Here is a 19,952-nt window from a genome sequence, read left to right as displayed (position 1 = left end):
AATAGTATTAGAATTTTAAGCTTACTTCTAAAAATAATATTTCCCAGAGCAGGCGTTGAATTACGGCAAATTACTGAACAAGCACTTTAATTATTTTTAAATCTTTAGTTGCTGAACTATTACCATAATACACCTCATACTCACCTGGAGTTACCTTCATACTTTTAGTATTTTGATCATAAAATTCAAATGAAGAAGATGGCAAATCAATTGTTACATTTTGACTTTCTCCCGCTTTTAAATTGATTCGTTTAAAAGCCTTTAAGGTTTTTAATGGGCCATCTGTATCATTTATTTTTTTGATATATACCTGAACAATCTCTGTTCCTTCATGTTTACTTAGATTTTTTATTGAAAAGTTCAATTGTGTACTTTCATTCGATTTTATTTTTGCCTTAGTCAGTTTTGCTGTACTTAAATCGAATTTAGAATAACTCAAACCAAAACCAAAAGGGAACAAAACATCTGTTGTATATCTGTATGTGCGTCCTTTCATCGAATAATCTTCAAAATCGCCTAAAATGTCTGAGTTCTTATAAAATGAAACTGGAAGTTTTCCAGCAGGATTAAAATCTCCAAAAAGCACATCGGCAACAGCCTGACCACCTGATTCTCCAGGATACCATGCCTGTAAAATGGCATCGCAACTTGATGTCTCTGGCGTTAAGGCAATCGCAGAACCCGAGCAGTTTACAAAAACCACTTTTTTACCGGCAGCTTTTAATTCTTGCAGACATTTTCTTTGAACTGCAGGAAGTTCTATATTCGTTCTGTCACCTCCTTTAAAACCCGGATAAGAAACCGGCATTTCTTCGCCCTCAAGCAAAGTCGAAAGCCCACCTACAAAAACCACAGTATCAATACCTTTTAATTTCTGGATTAATCCTCCGAAATCTATATCAAATTCTTTTCCGAAATCAAATTCAAGATTTGCCTGCCAATTGTTTGATTGAGCATACAGAATTTCAATTTTATATTTTTTACCCGCTTCAACTACAAATGGAATTTTTCCTGGCAACGTTCTCCAAGTAGTATATTTTGCTTTTGAAATTCCGTCAACTAGTAATTCGAAAACGCCGCAAGCTCCTGTTTTAAATACAAGTGTATCATCTGAAGTAGCTAAAAATTCTGTCTCATATTTTGCCGAAAATCCTTCTAATTTAACTCCTGAAGCAAATTCATGCTGACCGGCAGTTGTCATTTTTATTGGATTTAAAATCTGTTGTGAGACAACTGGAACACCTTCTCTATTCGGGTTATTCCAGAAAGTTGCTTTCATCCCTTTTTTTCCTTCAAATGAAATTTGACTGAAATAACTTTGATTTACTTTATCTTCTACTAAATCACAACCTTTATCATAAAAGATTTTATTAGCCGTAATTTTTGATTCTATTCCGTTTTTAATCGTTATAGTTTTTACGGGCGTACCGTTATAATTTCCCCATAACATTGGCTCATCGTCAGCGTTTGGACCAATAACTGCCACTTTGTGAATTGTTTTATTTAAAGGAAGAATATTATTTTTATTTTGCAAAAGTGTCATTGACTCCTGAGCCATTTCAAGCGCTAACTTTTGATGCTCTTTGCTATTAAGTACGGTTGCTGGAATTTGAGTCCACGGAACAATGGCATCATCATCCATTTCACCCAAATCAAAACGCCCAACTAAAACGCGAAGCAAACTTTTGTTAATATCAGATTCTTTTATTAAATCTTTCTCTACTGCTTCTGGCAAATTTTTAAAAGGATATTTTTCCCAAACGCATTCGACATCAGTTCCTGCAAGTACCGCTTTAGATGCTGCATGTGTAGCATCAGACGAAACTTTATGAGTCGTATAAAAATCAGTAACCGCTCCGCAATCCGATACTACCATATATTTATAGCCCCATTCGTTACGAAGAATGCCTTGCAATAAACGAGTATTACTACAACATGGTTCATCATCTAAACGCTGGTAAGCACACATTACCTGACGAACATCGGCATCCTGAACCAATGATTTAAATGCTGGCAGATACGTTTCGTACAATTCTCGCGGATTAACATTATTAAGATTCAATTCGTGCCTGCTCCACTCTGGTCCTGAATGAACCGCAAAATGTTTGGCACAAGCCAAAAGTTTTCGGTATTTAGCATCTGCAGGACCTTGCAATCCTTTAACAACAGAAATTCCCATTCGCGAAGTAAGATATGGATCTTCTCCATAAGTTTCCTGACCACGACCCCAACGCGTATCTCTAAAAATATTTACATTCGGAGTCCAAACCGAAAGACTTAAAAAACGCTTGTTTTCATTACCGTTTTTAATCCACTGATTGTATTTAGCACGAGCTTCATCTGAAACAGCATCAAAAACATGATAAACCAACTTATCGTCAAATGATGCCGCCATACCAATAGGTTCAGGAAAAACCGTCACATTATCATTATTAGCATAACCGTGTAAAGCTTCACTCCACCAATTGAATTTTTTGATTCCTAATCGTGGTATGGCATCACTTTGATCACACATTAATGCTGCTTTTTCTTCAAGAGTCAATCGTGAAATTAGATCTTTTGCTCGTTCTGCCGAACTAAGAGAAGGATTCTTAAACGGATATTGTTGCGCATTTGCACAAAAAAAAGAAATTAAACTTATTAGATATACAAAATGATTTTTCATGTTTTTTTTGAATTTAATGTGAACATTTTTAAAATTCGTCTTTTAATCTTCGCTGCTTTTAATGAAATAATTGTAATTGAATTCGTTATTCCTTAATTGAGAAATTGTATATTCTACCTTTTTCAGTACCAATATCATATAAAAATGTTGGTTGAATCTCCAAAGGTTTAATAGAAGCTTTTTTAGCTATAATGGGCTTTTTGACCTCGTTTGTTTGGTAAAAAACATTTGAATTAACTCCCGAAGCAGTTTTAAAATTCATTTTATTTTTAGCAATGATTTGATTTGGAGTTCTCAATCGTAGGTTTCCTCCAAGATTGGACTGAATACTGACAGCCATTAATTTTCCATTTTTCCATTTCATATCTTTAATTTCAAATCCGCCTCTTGCTTTCAAACCTGTTATTTCTCCATATTCTTTCAAAGCATCGGGAAGTGCTGGAAGTAAATGAATGGCCTCATCTGAACTTTGCATCAACATTTCTGTAATTCCCGATGTGCATCCAAAATTCCCATCAATTTGAAAAGGCGGATGCGCATCAAAAAGATTATTATAAGTACCGCCTCCGCCAGTGTTTACACCAAGCGGAGTTAATTGATTTTGAATTAAACTATAAGCGTGATTTCCATCCTGCATCTTTGCCCACCAGTTTACTTTCCAGCCCATACTCCAGCCTGTAGAAATATCGCCTCTTTGCAACAATGTATTCTTTGCCGCCGCAAAAAGCTCTGGAGTTTTATAAGCCGAAATCTGATTAGAAGGATACAAACCGTATAAATGCGAAATATGGCGATGATTATCTTTAGGATCATCTACATCATCCATCCATTCCTGAAGCTGATTATATTTTCCTATTTGCATTGGCGGAAGCATGCTTCGCAACGTTCTCAAACTATCGGCATATTGTTTATCTTTTCCTAATGCTTCGGACGCTTTTATTGCAGTGCTAAAAACATCAAAAATAATTTGATTGTCCATCGTTGATCCAGCAGTTACTGCAGAACCTTGATGCGCTATGGGAGCATTTTCTGGCGAATTCCCTGGAGCTACGACCAACCAGCCATTTTCAGGATCTTTTACAAGGAAATCAGCATAAAAATCGGCGGCACCTTTAAGCACTTCATATACTGATTGAAGATATTCCTTATCACCAGTATAAAGATAATGCTCCCAAAGATGTTGACTCAGCCACCCTCCACCAGCATTCCAAACACCCCAAGTTGCGCCATCAACAGCGCCGTTAATTCTCCATATATCAGTATTATGATGCGCCATCCAGCCACGGGCTCCGTACATCACTTTTGCCGTTTCTTTTCCGGTTTGAGCTAATTCCTGAATCATTTTTAAAAGAGGCTCATGCATTTCTAATAAATTGGTTTTCTCAGCCGGCCAATAATTCATCTCGGTATTTATATTGATCGTATATTTACTGTCCCACGCTGGATTCATGCTGTGATTCCAAATACCTTGCAAATTGGCAGGCTGACCTCCCGGTTGTGAAGATGAAATCAATAAATATCGTCCGTATTGATAATAAAGTGTTACAAAAGATGGATCTGAAACATTCCTGAAATTCGCCAGTCTTTCATCTGTTGGAAACTTAGATGCCGCTGTATTTCCTAAATCAAGCTTTACTCTATTAAAATACTTTTGATAATAAGCAATATGAGTTTTTTTCATTATATCATATTTCTTATCAAATGTCTTGTCTAAAAAAGATTTTGCAAATTCCTTTTCATTACCGCTGATATCGTTGTAATTAATAAAATTACTCGCAATTGATACATAAATCAAAACAGAATCTGCGCCTTCAATTTTTATAGAATTGCCAGAAGTTTTTGTAATTCCACCGTTAACTTTAAACCTCGCTAATGCGTTAAAATTGACTTTTCCATCTACACCTTCATGATTACTTGTAGTTCCTGAAAGTGAAATTTCATTCTTGTTTTCAACTTTAATTTCCTGTTTTTTATGTTCAGAATTGAAAGCTGCTGTAAATGATATTTTACCCGGTATATCAGCAGAGAGTTTTATCACTAAAACCCGATCAGGAAAAGACATAAATGCTTCTCGGGTATAAGTAATGCCTTGTACTTTATAAACTGTTTTTGCAATAGCATTCTCTATATTAAGTTCTCGGTAATAATCGGTAAAGTTTTGATGATTCGAAAAATCCAGTTCTAAGTTTCCTACGGGCTGAAACATTTGTCCGTGGGATTTTTTAGTGATTATATTTTCATTAATGAGTTTTTCAGCCTTTTTATATTCCTTCTGAAAAATAAGTCTTCGAATTTCACTCAATGCATTTTTTGCATCAGGATTGTCATTTCTATTCGGACTTCCACTCCATACGCTTGCTTCATTTAATTGAAAAATTTCTTTTTCTACATTCCCATATACCATAGCGCCTTGAAAACCATTTCCAATTGGCAAGGCATTTTCCCAAACTGAACCGGCAGGATTTTTATACCAAAGCTTTAAATCATTTGTCTGTTGTGCAGATAATGAAATTCCAAAAAACAGTACTATGGCAATTAAATATGTTTTCATAACTTTTTTTGTTGTCTTTTGGGATTCATTTACACATTTGAATTAATTAAATAACAAAGGAGCAAACATAAATAAATCATGTCTCCATACCGGCCAGGTATGACCTCCCGAATATTCGCTGTATTTGTATTTAATTCCCATTTGGTCAAATTTGCTCATCATTATTTTGCAGTTTTCATAAGCGATATCTTCCTTACCACCCATTGAAATCCAAAAATTTTTAATATTTGAATTAATTGTTGCAGTATTATTTTTCATAAACTCATATTGAGGTGCAGATAATGTGTCATTATTCGCCCACCAGCCAGAGCTAAATACGCCTATACTGGAAAACATATCTGAGTTTTTAATACCTGCATAAAGTGTTTGCAATCCGCCCATAGACAATCCGGCTAAAGCTCTGTTTTTAGCATCTGTTGCTACTTTAAAATTACTTTCTACAAAAGGGATTGCCCCGATTTTTAATTCATTTTCAAAAGCTTTCAAAGCATTTTCATTAAAACCGGCAACTCCTCCTGTATTTCCCATATTGCCATCCAGCATAACGATTACCATTGGTTTTGCTTTTTTTTCGGCTATTAAATTGTCTAAGATTAAATTCGCCTTACCTTGAGTGGCCCATCCGGTTTGGTCCTCGCCTCCTCCATGCAACAGATATAAAACAGGATATTTTTCGGTCGAATTTTCATAACCTGGAGGAGTATAAACATACATTTCACGCCAAGAATTAGTTGCTTTTGAAAAGTATTTTTTAATTCTGACATCGCCATGCGGAACCGTTTTTAAGGCATAAAAATCGCCTTCTTTATTCGGAATTTCAATACCGCTTGCCATACGTCCCATACCATAAAAGGTTTCGCTTGACGGATCAGCAACAGCCATACCATCAATTAATAACGAGTAATAATTAAATCCTTTATTGATTACTACGGTAGTAGTCGTCCATAATCCGTCTGAATCTCTGGACATATCATATTTTTTACCTAAATCAATTTGTACTTTTGAAGCTCCTGGTGCTTTAATTTTAAAAACAACACGGTTATCTGGCAATATTTGAGGATATTTAGCATTACGAATGTTAGTCTGAGCCTGATCTCCTAAAATAGTATATTCTGAAAAAGTGGACTGATCGACAGGCTTAAATAAAAACTGCGAAAACATATATAATCCATTTTTCCAAACTTTGAAATCATGCACACCAGGTTCTAAATAGTAAATATGAGGCACATCATTTTTATATAAATAATCATGTGTGCGCTTGCTGTTCATGATCAGCCAATCATTATCACCACAGGAAATCCAAAGCAGTTTTAATTTCTTTTTTGCTTCTTCAGGATTTGGAATTAATTCTTCAGGCATTTTGGTATTTGGCGCAGCTGAAAATGCACCAACCCACGCAAATTTATCCAGGTTCCCTAAACCGAAATTCAAAGATTGTCCTCCGCCCATTGATAAACCGGCAATTGCGCGGTGCTCTCTGTCTTTATAAACAGGGTATTTTTTTTCGATAAATGGAATTAAATCGGTCAGTAAATCTTTTTCAAAGGTTGAAAAGGCTTGTACTTTATCCGGAGCCATTATATTTCCTGAAGCACTATCATCTTTCATCGCTCTTCCATTTGGCATAACGACAATCATAGGTTCTAATTTTCCTTCAGCATAAAGGTTATCTAAAATAATTTGTGGATTTCCTCCTTTTAGCCATTCATTTTCATCACCCCCTATTCCGTGCAGTAGATATAGCACTGGATATTTTTTCTTTTTATTAAATCCAGGCGGCGTATATACATTGGCTTTTCTTATGGATCCAACTGTTTTAGATTCATAACTAATCATTTCTACTTTACCGGTCGCTACGTTTGAATTTACCTGATCAAAACCAATTGGCGCGCTAACCCTGAAAAAATCTTTTCCATTGTACAATTTATACCCTAACAACGATAACATTTTCTCGCCATAACGATTTCCTAAGTCACGATAACCTGCTGCGTTAAAATGCAAATTATCAGCTTCGGCTTTACATCCGCTTGAAGAAATCACATAAGAATTAGCTATTGTTTTAGGAAGTGTGGCTATGATTTTGTTCATACTTCCACATTTGCCATTTTGGTCTTCATTTACCGTTTCGCCCGAAAGCAATGGAACTTTATTAGGGTCGAGATTCAGATCTTTCATGAGGTTATCGTAAACGATTTTTACTTTTTTCGGCCAAAGCGTATCACCCGTATTAGACTCTCCTTGATGCAGTAAAATTCCTTTAATTACACCTTTTTTCTGAGCAATTTTTGCCATTTCAACCAATCTTTGATATGGATTGTCGTTGTATTGTTTTAGAATACCTTTCATCCAGTCTGGTGCCGTTGCAACATATTCTGATGTTTTATCCTTATCAAAAAGCTCGATTTTACAACCTCCGACAGCTACATTTATAACACCAACTTTTATATTTTTTGGCAGATTGGCAATTAAAGTTCTCCCAAAATAATCCACTGGAGTCAACCCGGTAGTACATCGGCATAATGGAGGAACAGCAGTGTACCAATTCCCCTTTGAACGTCCAATTTCAGGGCAATCTACTGTTTCCAAGACCTGAAATCGATCATCAACTGCAGTGATGTCCTGAGGCTCAATTTTGGCATAACCTTCCATATTTGATTGGCCAAAGCTTAAGTAGACATGAAAATTTGGGTCTTGGGAATATCCTTTTTGTCCTAGTAATAAAAGAGCAGTAAATGCAAAAAATCTAATTATTGATGTCATTATATGGTGGTATTTAGTGTCAAAAATTATTATTTAAATGCCTGAATTATAAAATTCAATTGTTTTTAAAGATCTCTCTTTTTACTCAGCATGAGCATCATTTGCTGCGGTCGCGTATAAACCTACCAAAGCTCCTGTAAAACCTCCAGCTACATTTGTAGAAAGAATATCTCCTGAAACGCTTCCTCCCAAATTTTCAAAATTAACACCATTTAGAGCATAGCTAAATTGGTAACTGTCACCTGTTGCCTTAACCTGCAGACGGATATTCTTTTTGATTTCAATTTTAGTACTTGCAACAATTTTTGATTGGCCTTTATCTGTTCTTTGCAATACAACATAAGTATCCTTTCCTTTTTTGGTGATACCAAAAACATAATTAAAACGCTCACTTTGCAGGCAAACAATTCCTGCCAAATCCTTTTCAGATGCAGGTTTATAATCTATTGTTGAAGCAAAAGAAAAAGTATTGTGCTGCTGTCTGTAAAAAAGTGTCGAAGTTGGTTTTACTTCTTTAATATTAACTTCAAAAGGCTTGATTTGTAGTCCTTTTTTAGTTACTGTACTAAAACTTTCTCGAGGTCCTCTAAGTCCTATCCATCTGTAATCTAATTTTTCAGATGTGAAATTTTCAGTGAACGTAAAATTTCCATTAGGAAAAAATCCGTCTTTACCTGTTTTGTTTTCAGTAACTCCTTTCGGCATTTTTATTTTTGGCTCAAGAGGAACTAATCCGTTTTCAAAAACAGGAAAAATTCCAGACCAATCTACAGGCAACATAAACGTTTCACGGCCCGTGTTCACTCTGTTTTTATCATTTGGACGAATACCCAGAAACACACCGTAATATTTATTATCAGGTCCAAGAACTAAATCGGCATGTCCAGCCCAATCCACTTTATCAGTCCTGTTTTGTGGAAAATAACGTTGTGTTAAGATAGGATTATTAGATGCGGGTTTGAATGGCCCTTTTGGATTATCGCTGATAAAAATAACTTCACTATGATTATCTCCAGTTCCTCCTTCGGCACACATTAAATAATAACGTCCGTCTTTTTTATATAAATGCGGAGCTTCGATCCAAATTGGTTTTTTAGAAAGATCTACACCTCCGTCTACAATAATTTTATCAGAACCTGGGATTACTTTATCATTTACAAGATCATATTCCCAAACTTTAATTACACGATGACCTTCATACAATGCTTTTCCTTTATCTGGAGCATCGTTGTGTACGATATATCCTTTTCCGTTATCATCAAAGAAGATACATGGGTCAATTCCATCAAAACCTAATTTTATTGGACTTCCCCATCCCTTCATAGGATCTTTTGTTTTTACTATAATATTCCCCATTCCTCCCGTAAAGGCAGTTACAATCATATAAAAAGTATCATTATGTGGATTATACGTTATACTTGGTGCATATACGCCCTGACTAATTCCGGTATCGTGCGGATTAAATTCTGAAACTTTATTTAATACCCCGCCCAAGTCGGTCCAATTCACTAAATCTTTAGAATGGAAAATTGGCACTCCGGGAAACATTGCAAATGAAGAACAAACCATATAATAGTCATCTCCTTTTCGAGTTAAAGCCGGATCTGGATAACATCCTTGTAAAATTGGAGTATAAAATTCATCTGGTTTTAAAGGGTTATTTTTATATATAAGATCATCTCCCTGATAAATGACATTTGAAAAAATAGGCATTTCTTTAATTGACCCATTTCTAAAGCTGTTTTTAACTGTCATTACATTAAAAGAGAAAAGAAAAAATAGTAATACCGACAGGCAATAAATTTGTTTTTGGTTCATTTTGTTAAATCTTAATTATTAAAAAAATCAATTGAATTAGAGCACTTACCTCAAATTTCTTTCTAATTAATAAGTGTATATTTTACAAATATAGAAAAACATTTTAATACACAACCGGTTGTTTTGTCATTTCTTTTTTTAAATCAATAAAAATATAACAGATAAAAAACACATAACGCAATAACACTACTAAAGTTTTAAATTTAATATACCAAAAAGAGATAAGAAAAATTAAAAATTCCGGTAAAAGCATTTTCTTCCTAACAATTATAACTTTCTTATTCTACCATAACAAAAATTATTTTCATTAGAAGATTGACGAATGTAAATTTTAAAACACTAAATGAAAATTATATAAATTTTTCTTCTGGTAAAAACTTAGTTTTAAATTATTCTATTGGATAATAGAAAGGTCAGAAACAATTAAAATCAAACACTCTTATGGAATACGAAAAACAATATTATGCGCCCGAAGGATTTGAAACCGATACTAGTTCATATGAAGAAGACCTTTTGTACTATGAAAATGAATGGGAAAAGTAAAATCAACTAGTTTTATAAAAAAAGGCTATTATATTCTATTTATCCTATTGAAAAAAAACTCCTCCACTCTCTTCAATAAAAAATTATTCATTTCAGGCTAAATAGCAAAAAGAAAAAACCTCCAATAAAAGAGGCTTTTTTATAATAAAAATATAGCAACATACTTGTTTTAGCAGCGCTGCTTTAGCTCCATTCCGGAAACTGGGTTTTATTTAAATCCAGCTTTTCAATTGCACTTATGTCTTCATGATTAAGTTTGAAATCAAATATATTCAGGTTTTCTACAATATGTGCCTTTTGGGAAGATCTTGGAATGGCAACAATACCACGCTGATAATGCCATCTCAAATTGACCTGAGCAACTGTTTTGTTGTACTTTTTCGCAATTTTAGCAAATACTTCATCTGTAAAAAGTCCATTTCGACCTTCAGCAAAAGGTGCCCATGCTTCCATCTGAACATTATGTTTCTTTAGCAAATTATATGAATTGCCTTGCTGAAAATAAGCATGTGTCTCAATCTGATTCACTACCGGTTTTACCTGAGCATAAGACAAAAGATCGGCCAGCTGTTCTGAATCGAAGTTACTTATTCCTATAGCTCTGATTTTTCCGGCCGCGTAAAGTTCTTCCATTGCTTTCCAGGATCCTTTTACATCACCTCTTGGACGATGTATAAGATACAGATCAAGATATTCGAGTCCCAATTTTGTAAGTGTCTCTTCAAAACCTTTTTTAGCATTCTCATAACCAGCATCATCAACCCATAGTTTCGAAGTAACAAAAAGTTGTTTTCTATCAATTCCACTTTGCTTTATTGCTTTACCTACCGCTTCTTCATTTCCATACACTTTTGCGGTATCAATAAGGCGGTATCCTACTGATATAGCATCGGCTACAGATTGCTGACATACTTCTCCTCTAAGTCCATAAGTTCCAAATCCAAGCATAGGCATTTTTACGCCATTATTCAGCTTAACATCTGGGATATTCGCAGCATCTTTATCCACTATAACATTTCCAAACAAATTGGGCATACCAAACATGCCTAAGTAAATTCCGGCAGCTGCCAGTTTTACACCGGTTTGTAAAAATCTGCGTCGGTTTATTTCATTTTTTTGGTTTTGAGAATTCATGTTGTTTTTTGTATTAGTCAATTCATATCAGTTAATAAAAGTATATATTATATTTTAAATAAAATGTTTAATTTTTTAATATAACGTAATTATTAAAAGAGAGTAAAAAAGCTATTATTCAATAAAATTATGATTAATTTTTTCCTTCTGTTTTTATTTAAAACCTTCTGTTTACTGAACAAAAAAAGAGCTGTTAGTTAAAACAGCTCTTGGAATAAATTTTATTTTATTTATTGTAGTGCGAATCTTAATTTAAGTCCGTAAGAGACTAATCTTCCATTTGTTGTAAAACCTGAACTAGAAACACTGTTGTATTTTAAAACAACAGGTATTTCAGGATTATATTGCACCAGATTTTTAGCTTCGTTATTATCATAGATATCATTCAATCCATAATCTAAATAGGCTCCAATATATATCGAATTTCTAGTACTGATTACCTGTTTTAAACCGGTTTCAAAAGTTACTGAATATGAAACTTTGTTATTAAGATCCTGTTCTGGCGTTTCTACATTATTTGTACTTGCGAAACCAGCAAATGCAGGGCCAAATAATTCTACATTGTATTGAGGATAATATCCGCTTGTTGTTAGATTTGAAATTGTCGATTGATAACTTCCGCTTGATGCGAAACCAATTTTTGCTCCGGCCGCAACATATAATTTTGATGTACCGGGAGTTTCAAACTGAATACCAATAGGAACATTAATATATCCTAATTTTTGTTCCTCTCTATAATTTGCTGCTTTGTATCTAAATTCAAATGACTCATTTTCAGCATCAACAGCATCATATTGACCTCCTAGTGAGCCAAATTTAAAGTCAGAATTATATGTCTGATATTCCACACCAATACCAATACTTAATCCTTTATTTAAATAATAGGAATAACGAAGACCCGCGTTCATTCCATTTCCTTCAACAGACTGACCAATTGTAGTAGCTTTTACAAATGAAAATGGACCTCCAATTGATATTGAGAACTCGTGTTTTTTATCCTGACTATAACTACTAAAACATGCCGCTAAAAATGCAACAATTACAAGAAGTGATTTTATATATTTTTTCATCTTAACTTAATTTATGCCAATGCCCTTTGTATCAAGCATTGGCAGGGTTTATTTATTTTACAATTACTTTGAAAGATTTTTTTGCATTTGGAGTTTCCAGAACTACAAGATACATATTGCTTTCAGTTGTTTCAGGTAATTGTATTTCGGTAACGACTGAAGATGATTGTACAGTTTTGATTAACTTGCCTGAGACAGAATAAAGACTAATTTGCATTTTCTCTAATTCTTCTTTAGGGAAATCCGCTTCTACTGTAAGTACTTTTCCAACCTCAACAGGGTTAGGATAAAGTTTTGCCTGAAGCGAATTTGTAAGTTTGATTTTTGTTGAACACGTTTGTAAAACTTTTCCATCTTTGGTAGTCATTTTTACCATATAATCGGCATTAGCATCTAAAGTTGAACTTGTATCATTACCGGCTGAATAATATTGGCCAGTGCCAACTAATTGTCCGTTTTTAAACCATTGGTACGATACAAATTCATAACCTCCATTTGTTTGTGGATTATTGTTTACAAGCAATACATTATTGAACTTTTGATGTACTATATCGTAGAAACCAAATGGTTTTTCAACTGTAATAGAATAAGTGGCAGATGTACTTCCATCTTCGGATGTAATCGTTGCGTTTTGAGTATAAACTCCTGGTTTAGGAGTTTGCAAAGTAAAGTTTACAGAAGGCGTAATTGTCGCATTTGATTCGTTGACAATTGAAACTGTTGGATTATTGTCACCGCAAGGCAATAAATAGTTTATTGTTTTTCCTGGGTTTACAAAAACTTTAGATCCTATTGTAATGCTCTTAACGTCGATATTATTGTTAAGAATTACTAATAATTGCGAAACATCTGTTGCAGCAAGATAGTTGCTATTTCCAGCTTGTTGAGCAGTAATTAAGACTTGACCAGATCTTAACATAGTAACAGCACCAGTTGCTGAAACTGTAGCTGGAGGCAGTGCTGAACTGTATGTAGATGTAAAAGTTATTGGCAAACCAGCACTTGAAGTTGCTACGAGATTAAAATTGTTATTTGCTCCAAGTGTCTTAACGGGAATAGCACTGAATGTAATTTGTTGTGAAGCTTTCTTGATTACAAGATTAGCTGTTAGTACTATTGGTGAACAATTTGGTGAACTAGCTGCTGGTGTAATTGTAGCAGTAACAACATAAGTTCCGGCATTTGTTGAAATGTTATTTGCAGAATAAACTACCGTAGCTCCAGTTGGCAAATTCGCAACCTGAAGAGAATGCGGATTTCCATCATATGTAAATTCAGCATCACTTAGAGTAACCAAACTAATTGGAGAATCAAGTACTTTTATAGTTTGCGTTTGTGTAGTATTGTTTCCGCTTGCATCTGCATATTTCCATGTTATAACATAAGTTCCTACGGCATTATAAGTCAAAGGATCAGTTGTACTTCCATTAATAACTCCTGAGCAATTATCTGTTGCAGTTGGAATAGCAATTTCGGATGTTAAAACAGAACAATAGTTAGTAATCACTGGAAGAGTGGCAACGTTCGGGACCGGAGCAGTTACATCTGGAGTTGTGATTATGTTTATTGTTTTAGTAATGAAACATCCATTAGCATCAGTAATTGTTATGGTATAAGTGTTTGGACTTAATCCTGTTGCAGTTGCTGCAGTTCCTCCAGATGGTGCCCAAGAATAAGTGTAAGCGCCAGTTCCACCAGTTGCATTTACTGTTGCAGTTCCGTCGTTTGCACCATTACAAGAAACATCTGTTTTAGAAGTTGTTGCAGAAAGTAATGCAGGCTCAGTTATAGTAACATTTATTGTTATCTGACATGCATTTGCATCAGTAATAGTTACTGTATAAACTCCTGCCGTCAAGCCTGAAGCTGTAGCAGCTGTTCCCCCCGAAGGAGACCATGTATAAGTATAAGGAGCAGTTCCGCCAGTCACATTTACTGTTGCTGATCCGTTTGAACCACCATTACAAGAAACATTTACTTGTGTTGCTGTTGCAACAAGTGCCGCAGGTTCAACTATAATTACAGTTGTTAGAGTCTGACACAAATTAGCGTCAGTAACCTTTATACTATAATTTCCCGGTGCAAGACCAGTTGCCGTTGCAGCTGTTCCGCCAGAAGGAGACCATAAATAAGTATATGCACCTGTACCTCCGGTTGTTGTTACAGTTGCTGATCCGTTATTTGCACCATTACAAGATATATTTGTAGAGGTAACAGTTGAAGTAAGCAAGGTAGGTTCTGTGATGGTAACGCTAGCAGTCGTTTGACATAAATTTGCATCTTTAATCGTTACTACATAAGTCCCCGGTGCAAGACCAGAAGCTGTTGCCGCAGTTCCGCCAGAAGGAGACCAGGAATAAGTATAAGCGCCGGTTCCGCCAGTTACATTTACAGTAGCCGTTCCGTCATTTGAGCCATTACAAGTAACATTTGTTTTAGATGTTGTAGCGGCAAGAGCTGTAGGTTGTGTAATAGTAACGCTAGCAGTAGTTTGGCATAAATTTGCATCTTTAACGGTTACTGTATAAGTTCCAGCTAATAATCCTGTTGCTGTTGCTGCAGTTCCGCCAGAAGGAGACCATGAATAAGTGTAAGCTCCAGTTCCACCAGTTACATTAACTGTTGCAGATCCGTTTGAACCACTATTACAAGAAACATTTACTTGAGTTGTTGTTGCAACAAGTGCAGCAGGTTCTGTAATAGTAAAACTTTGTGTTTTAGTACATAAATTAGCATCTTTTACTGTTACGGTATAAGTTCCTGCAGCAAGACCAGAAGCTGTAGCAGCAGTTCCGCCAGAAGGAGCCCATGAATAAGTATAACCACCTGTTCCGCCTGTTACTGTGACACTTGCAGAACCATTGGCTCCACTACTACAAGAAACATTTGTTTGCGGATTAGGAGTAACGACAAGCGCCGAAGGTTCCGTGATTGTAAAGTTTTTCACAATCGAACAACCATTAGAAGAAGTAATTGTTACGGAATAATTGCCTGCACTAAGATTAGATGCGGTATCGGTATTTCCTCCAGATGGTGACCACACATATGTAAAAGGCCCCGGAGCACCACTTGGTACGACAGAAGCTGATCCTGTTGCAGATCCATTACATAATATATTAGTTTGCGAAGTACTAGCGACTAAAGTATTTGTAGAAGTGACAACAAAGTTTTTAGTTAATGTACAACCATTGGCATCAGTAATCAAGACACTATAATTACCAGCTGACAATCCAGTTACATTTGAAGTTGTAGCGCCAGATGGCGACCATAGATAGGTATATGGAGTAGTTCCTCCACTAACAGTCACCGCTGCCTGACCACCAGTTGAACAGGTTGCATTGATTTGACTTGTCGTTGCTGATAAAACTGGTGGCTGTACAATGGTGAAGTTTTTTGTTATACTACATCCATTTGCATCAGTAACTAAACAACTATAATTTCCTACGGTCAGCCCTGAAGCTGTAGCCGCAGTTCCACCAGATGGAGACCATAAATAAGTATAGGTTCCGGTTCCACCAGTTACATTTACTGTGGCGGTACCTGTAGCACCACCATTGCAAAGAACATTTGTTTGTGATTGTGTTGCCGTAAGAAGAGCAGGTTGATTTATAGTAACGCTTTGAGTAACCTGACATATATTAGCGTCTGTGATCGTTACAGTGTAAGTACCAGCTACAAGCCCACTAGCAGTAGCAGCAGTTCCTCCGGTAGGAGACCATGAGTAAGTATAGGCACCAGTTCCGCCTGTTACGGCTACTGTTGCAGTTCCATTCGCTCCTCCATTGCAAGAAACATCAGTTTTTGTAATTGTTGGTGATAATGCTGCGGGAGTATTAATTGTAAGATTTTTTATAAGAGTACAACCGTTAGCATCTGTAATAGTACAAGTATAATTTCCTGCTGGTCTGCCATTAACTGAACTTGTTGTACCCCCCAATGGAGCCCAAAGATAAGTATATCCCGGAGTACCACCAGATACTGTTACACTTGCAGAGCCATTACTTCCTCCATAACAACTTACGCCTATTGCCGCAGTTGTTGCTGATAGCGCAGCAGCAGGTTGAGTGATCGTAAAGGCTTGAGTTGATTGACATAAATTTGCATCCGTAACAGTAACTATATATGTTCCAGCCGTTAATCCTGTAGCTGTAGCTGCAGTTCCGCCGGATGGTGCCCATGAATAGGTATATGAGCCAGCTCCTCCACTAGCTGAAATAGTTGCAGATCCAGTAGCATCACCGTAGCATGCAATGTTTGTTTGGGCTACAGGTGAAGCAATTAAAACACTCGGCTCGCTAATAGTAAAACTTTGGGTAGCTTGACAAGAATTTGCATCAGTAACTGTAACAGTGTACGTTCCAGCTGTCAAGCCTGTAGCTGTAGCTGCTGTTCCGCCAGAAGGAGACCAAGAATAAGTATAAGCGCCAGTTCCTCCTGTAACATTTACAGTTGCAGACCCTGTTGCAGATCCATTACATAAAATATTGGTTTGAGCTCCAGCTGAAGCTACTAAAGCATTCGTTGGGCCTCCCACAACAATATTGCTTACCGTTGTTGAACAAGAATTAGCATCTGTGATTGTTACACTATAAGTTCCGGCAGACAATCCATTTGCAGTTGCAGCAGTTCCTCCAGAGGGCGACCAAGCATATGTATATCCGGGAGTACCTCCTGAGGCTGTCACAGTTGCCGTACCATTTCCTCCTCCAAAACATGAAACTGAAGTTGTATTGGCTGTACCAGATAATACAGGTGGCTGATCTATTACAATATTATTAATTGTTTTAGTGCAAGAATTCGCATCAGTAATTGTTACACTATATGTTCCAGCTACAAGATTTGATGCGGTTGCGGTTATAACACCATTTGACCATAAATAAGTATATGGAGTTGTACCTCCAGATGGCGCAACGGTTGCAGAACCATTTGTATCTCCGTTACATGAAACCGAAACTTTAGAAACTATGCCTGATAATACATTTGGCTGATTAATAGTAACGTTTCTTGTTATTTGTGTTGATTCACCATCTGTAACGGTCACAGTGTAAGTTCCAGCCGAAAGACTAGATGCTGTTGCTGAAGTTCCGCCAGAAGGAGACCAGGAATAAGTATAAGGAGTTGTTCCTCCTGTTGGTGCTACTGTAGCTGAACCAGTAGTGCCTCCATTACAACTTACATCAATTTTTGAAGGAGTAGGCGCAGTTAATGCTGCTCCAGTAGTAAACGTTAAATCATTACCATAACTCGTTCCAGCGCTATTTGTGGCATAGGCTCTAAAATGTATTGTTGTAGCTGCTGGAAGTCCGGTTATTATTGCACTATATGTACCAGTCCCGCTGCCAATTGGAACTGTTGCATTAGTCGTAACAACCGGATTTGCTGATGTAGACCAAACAATTCCTCTAACCACAGATGAATCACCTCCATCAGCAGATACGGAACCTCCGAGCGTAGCTGAAACTGATTTAATATTTGATGCTGCGGCAGAACTTACTGTTGCCACTACAGCCGTAGATACATTAGGAGTAACATAGCCTGATGGAGTTATTCCTAAATCAACACCATCGAATTTATCCCAATTTGCTATATTGTTAATGCTTGCTAGTAAGTCTGCTGAAGTACCAGTTAAAGTACCCGTATATCTTGCGTTTGCTTTTTCCGTTACACCAGGATATAATGAAATACAATTCACACCGTTAGTTAATCCCAAGGGAAGAGCACTCGAGGGTCCTCCACTTGTATTATCAGTATTCCAAGTTGTAACAGGATCATAATCGCCAGAGTTGTAATCTGCATGTACACCTGCAATAAATGTAGGTGCGTTTGGAGAAACAGGCAGTGCACCTGCAGGAGAAAGATAGGCGAGCATTTGATCACCCGCACTCAGGTTAAAACCAGTAAAACCAGATGCAAAACCTAGACCTGTTGTACCGGTAACAGTAAGCACGTCAGCTGTTGTTGTTTCTATTACCGAAACAATAGTTCCGGCGGGAACTGTACCTGGTACATTCCATTGCAAATGCATTTCAGTACTTCCTGTTACCCATGTCGAAGTAGTTCGATTCCAACCACGATCAGTAAAATAGATAGTGGTACCGGCTGGTATTGCTTTTAAGGTAATAAAAGTAAAACCATCTTGGGCAGGCGCTCCGGTTTGATAACCTATAAAGGCAATATCTCCAGCGCTGACTTGTGCATTTATTTTTTGCTCTACAAAAAACGAACACAAAAGCATAATAAATAAGAGTAATTTTTTTTTCATAACATACAATTTAGTTTAATGACACAGATAAGCATTCTGCCAACCGCCTAATTTTTCAGGTTTTGTAGTTGAGGTAAAAGCCTTAATAAAATGTCCGTCATTTATCAATGTTTCAATTTTTCTAAAGCTTATAGTATCAGGAGAATCCAGATTTATTTCATAGATATGATGATTAAATATTGTTCTGTTTGTTTCCTTGTCAAAGCGAATAGTTCCTCTTGGTCCGGCAATATTTAATTCCGTAATGGCATCAATTAAAGAGTTTTTAGTAAAATTACTTGCTTTATGAAGTATGCTCTTTAATATCAGTCCGTTTTCATATCCGAGAATTGAAAAAACAGATGGATTCTCTGAATAAGTATTGAAATATTCGTTAGTAAAATCTAATGTTTCAGTATCATTTTGCATCCATGAACTGACTACATAAAGATTGTAAGGATTGCTTTTATACTCTTCCAGAATTTTATCATTAATAAAAAACGGAGTAACATAAAAAGGATACTTTTGGGTAATTTTATTTTGAGTTATAAAATTGGCATTCTCTTCGGCATATAAACCACTATAAAATGCAAAAACAGCATCAGGCTTATGATTGCTAATGGTATAATCCATATATAAAGCTTCGTTTTCTCTTGGCAAAAAAGGAGTTATATAATGCCCTGAAAAATTAGATTTTTCTGTTAATGCTTGCTCAATAGCGGTAAGCATACCATAACCAGAATCATAAAAAGAAGTTGAAGTAACAATTTTTTGATAATTCTTATTTGAAAAATAGATACCTAAATGAAAGCACGATTCACTTAGCCCAAATGAATTAATGTATACTCCTTTTTGAGCTTTGGCTTCATAAGGTACAGTTGCCCCAAGGTCTGCGGCTAGTAATAAAATATCACTTTTTGAGGCATAATTATATACTTCCGTTATATTATAATGTCCAAAAAAGCCAATAATAATTGAGATATCTTCCTGAAAATTCATTTTTTGAATTTTCTCAATTATCATATTCTCGTCTGCACCAATACCAATGCTTTCAACAAAGAACTTTACATTAAGAGCATTAAGTTTTAACCCTCTCATAAAATCTTTATCTAAACCGGGATACTGTTGTGACTTTGGAATTAAAATTCCTATTTTGATTTCGTTATCCAT

8 protein-coding genes are annotated in these 19,952 nt (G+C 35.9%); all 8 read right to left on the bottom strand.

Annotated elements, in window-relative coordinates:
* Nucleotides 1-70 precede the first annotated feature (70 nt).
* The 8 genes from xyl3A to ACNFIH_RS00005 all read right to left on the bottom strand — a co-directional run bounded on the left by xyl3A (nt 71) and on the right by ACNFIH_RS00005 (nt 19,952).
* On the bottom strand, nt 71-2,665 hold the full coding sequence (gene xyl3A / locus ACNFIH_RS00040; RefSeq protein ID WP_426484940.1) for a xylan 1,4-beta-xylosidase: 2,595 nt from the start codon (nt 2,663-2,665) through the stop codon (nt 71-73).
* An 85-nt stretch (nt 2,666-2,750) separates the two neighbouring features.
* Entirely contained in the window at nt 2,751-5,216 is a 2,466-nt protein-coding gene (locus ACNFIH_RS00035) for a glycoside hydrolase family 95 protein (protein ID WP_426484939.1), read from the bottom strand.
* Between the two features lie 42 nt (nt 5,217-5,258).
* A complete protein-coding gene (locus tag ACNFIH_RS00030; RefSeq protein ID WP_426484938.1) occupies nt 5,259-7,976 on the bottom strand; it encodes an alpha/beta hydrolase-fold protein in 2,718 nt (905 codons plus the stop codon).
* Between the two features lie 81 nt (nt 7,977-8,057).
* The gene (locus ACNFIH_RS00025) at nt 8,058-9,731 is read right to left on the bottom strand and encodes a glycoside hydrolase family 43 protein (protein ID WP_426484937.1); all 1,674 of its coding nucleotides are present in this window, start codon (nt 9,729-9,731) and stop codon (nt 8,058-8,060) included.
* 789 nt (nt 9,732-10,520) lie between these two features.
* Nucleotides 10,521-11,471 carry an aldo/keto reductase gene (locus ACNFIH_RS00020; protein ID WP_426484936.1) on the bottom strand — a complete coding sequence of 317 codons (951 nt, stop codon included), beginning with the start codon at nt 11,469-11,471 and terminating at the stop codon, nt 10,521-10,523.
* Between the two features lie 230 nt (nt 11,472-11,701).
* Nucleotides 11,702-12,541, bottom strand: a complete 840-nt coding sequence (locus tag ACNFIH_RS00015) for an outer membrane beta-barrel protein (protein ID WP_426484935.1) — start codon at nt 12,539-12,541, stop codon at nt 11,702-11,704.
* 52 nt (nt 12,542-12,593) lie between these two features.
* Nucleotides 12,594-18,803 (bottom strand): T9SS type A sorting domain-containing protein, encoded by a 6,210-nt coding sequence (locus ACNFIH_RS00010; RefSeq protein WP_426484934.1) that lies wholly within the window; start codon nt 18,801-18,803, stop codon nt 12,594-12,596.
* 15 nt (nt 18,804-18,818) lie between these two features.
* Nucleotides 18,819-19,952, bottom strand: coding sequence for an ABC transporter substrate-binding protein (locus tag ACNFIH_RS00005; RefSeq protein ID WP_426484933.1), 1,134 nt, complete (start codon nt 19,950-19,952; stop codon nt 18,819-18,821).

It is taken from the genome of Flavobacterium sp. 2, assembly GCF_049949195.1.
GTDB lineage: Bacteria > Bacteroidota > Bacteroidia > Flavobacteriales > Flavobacteriaceae > Flavobacterium.
This window is presented reverse-complemented; position numbering and strand designations above follow the sequence as displayed.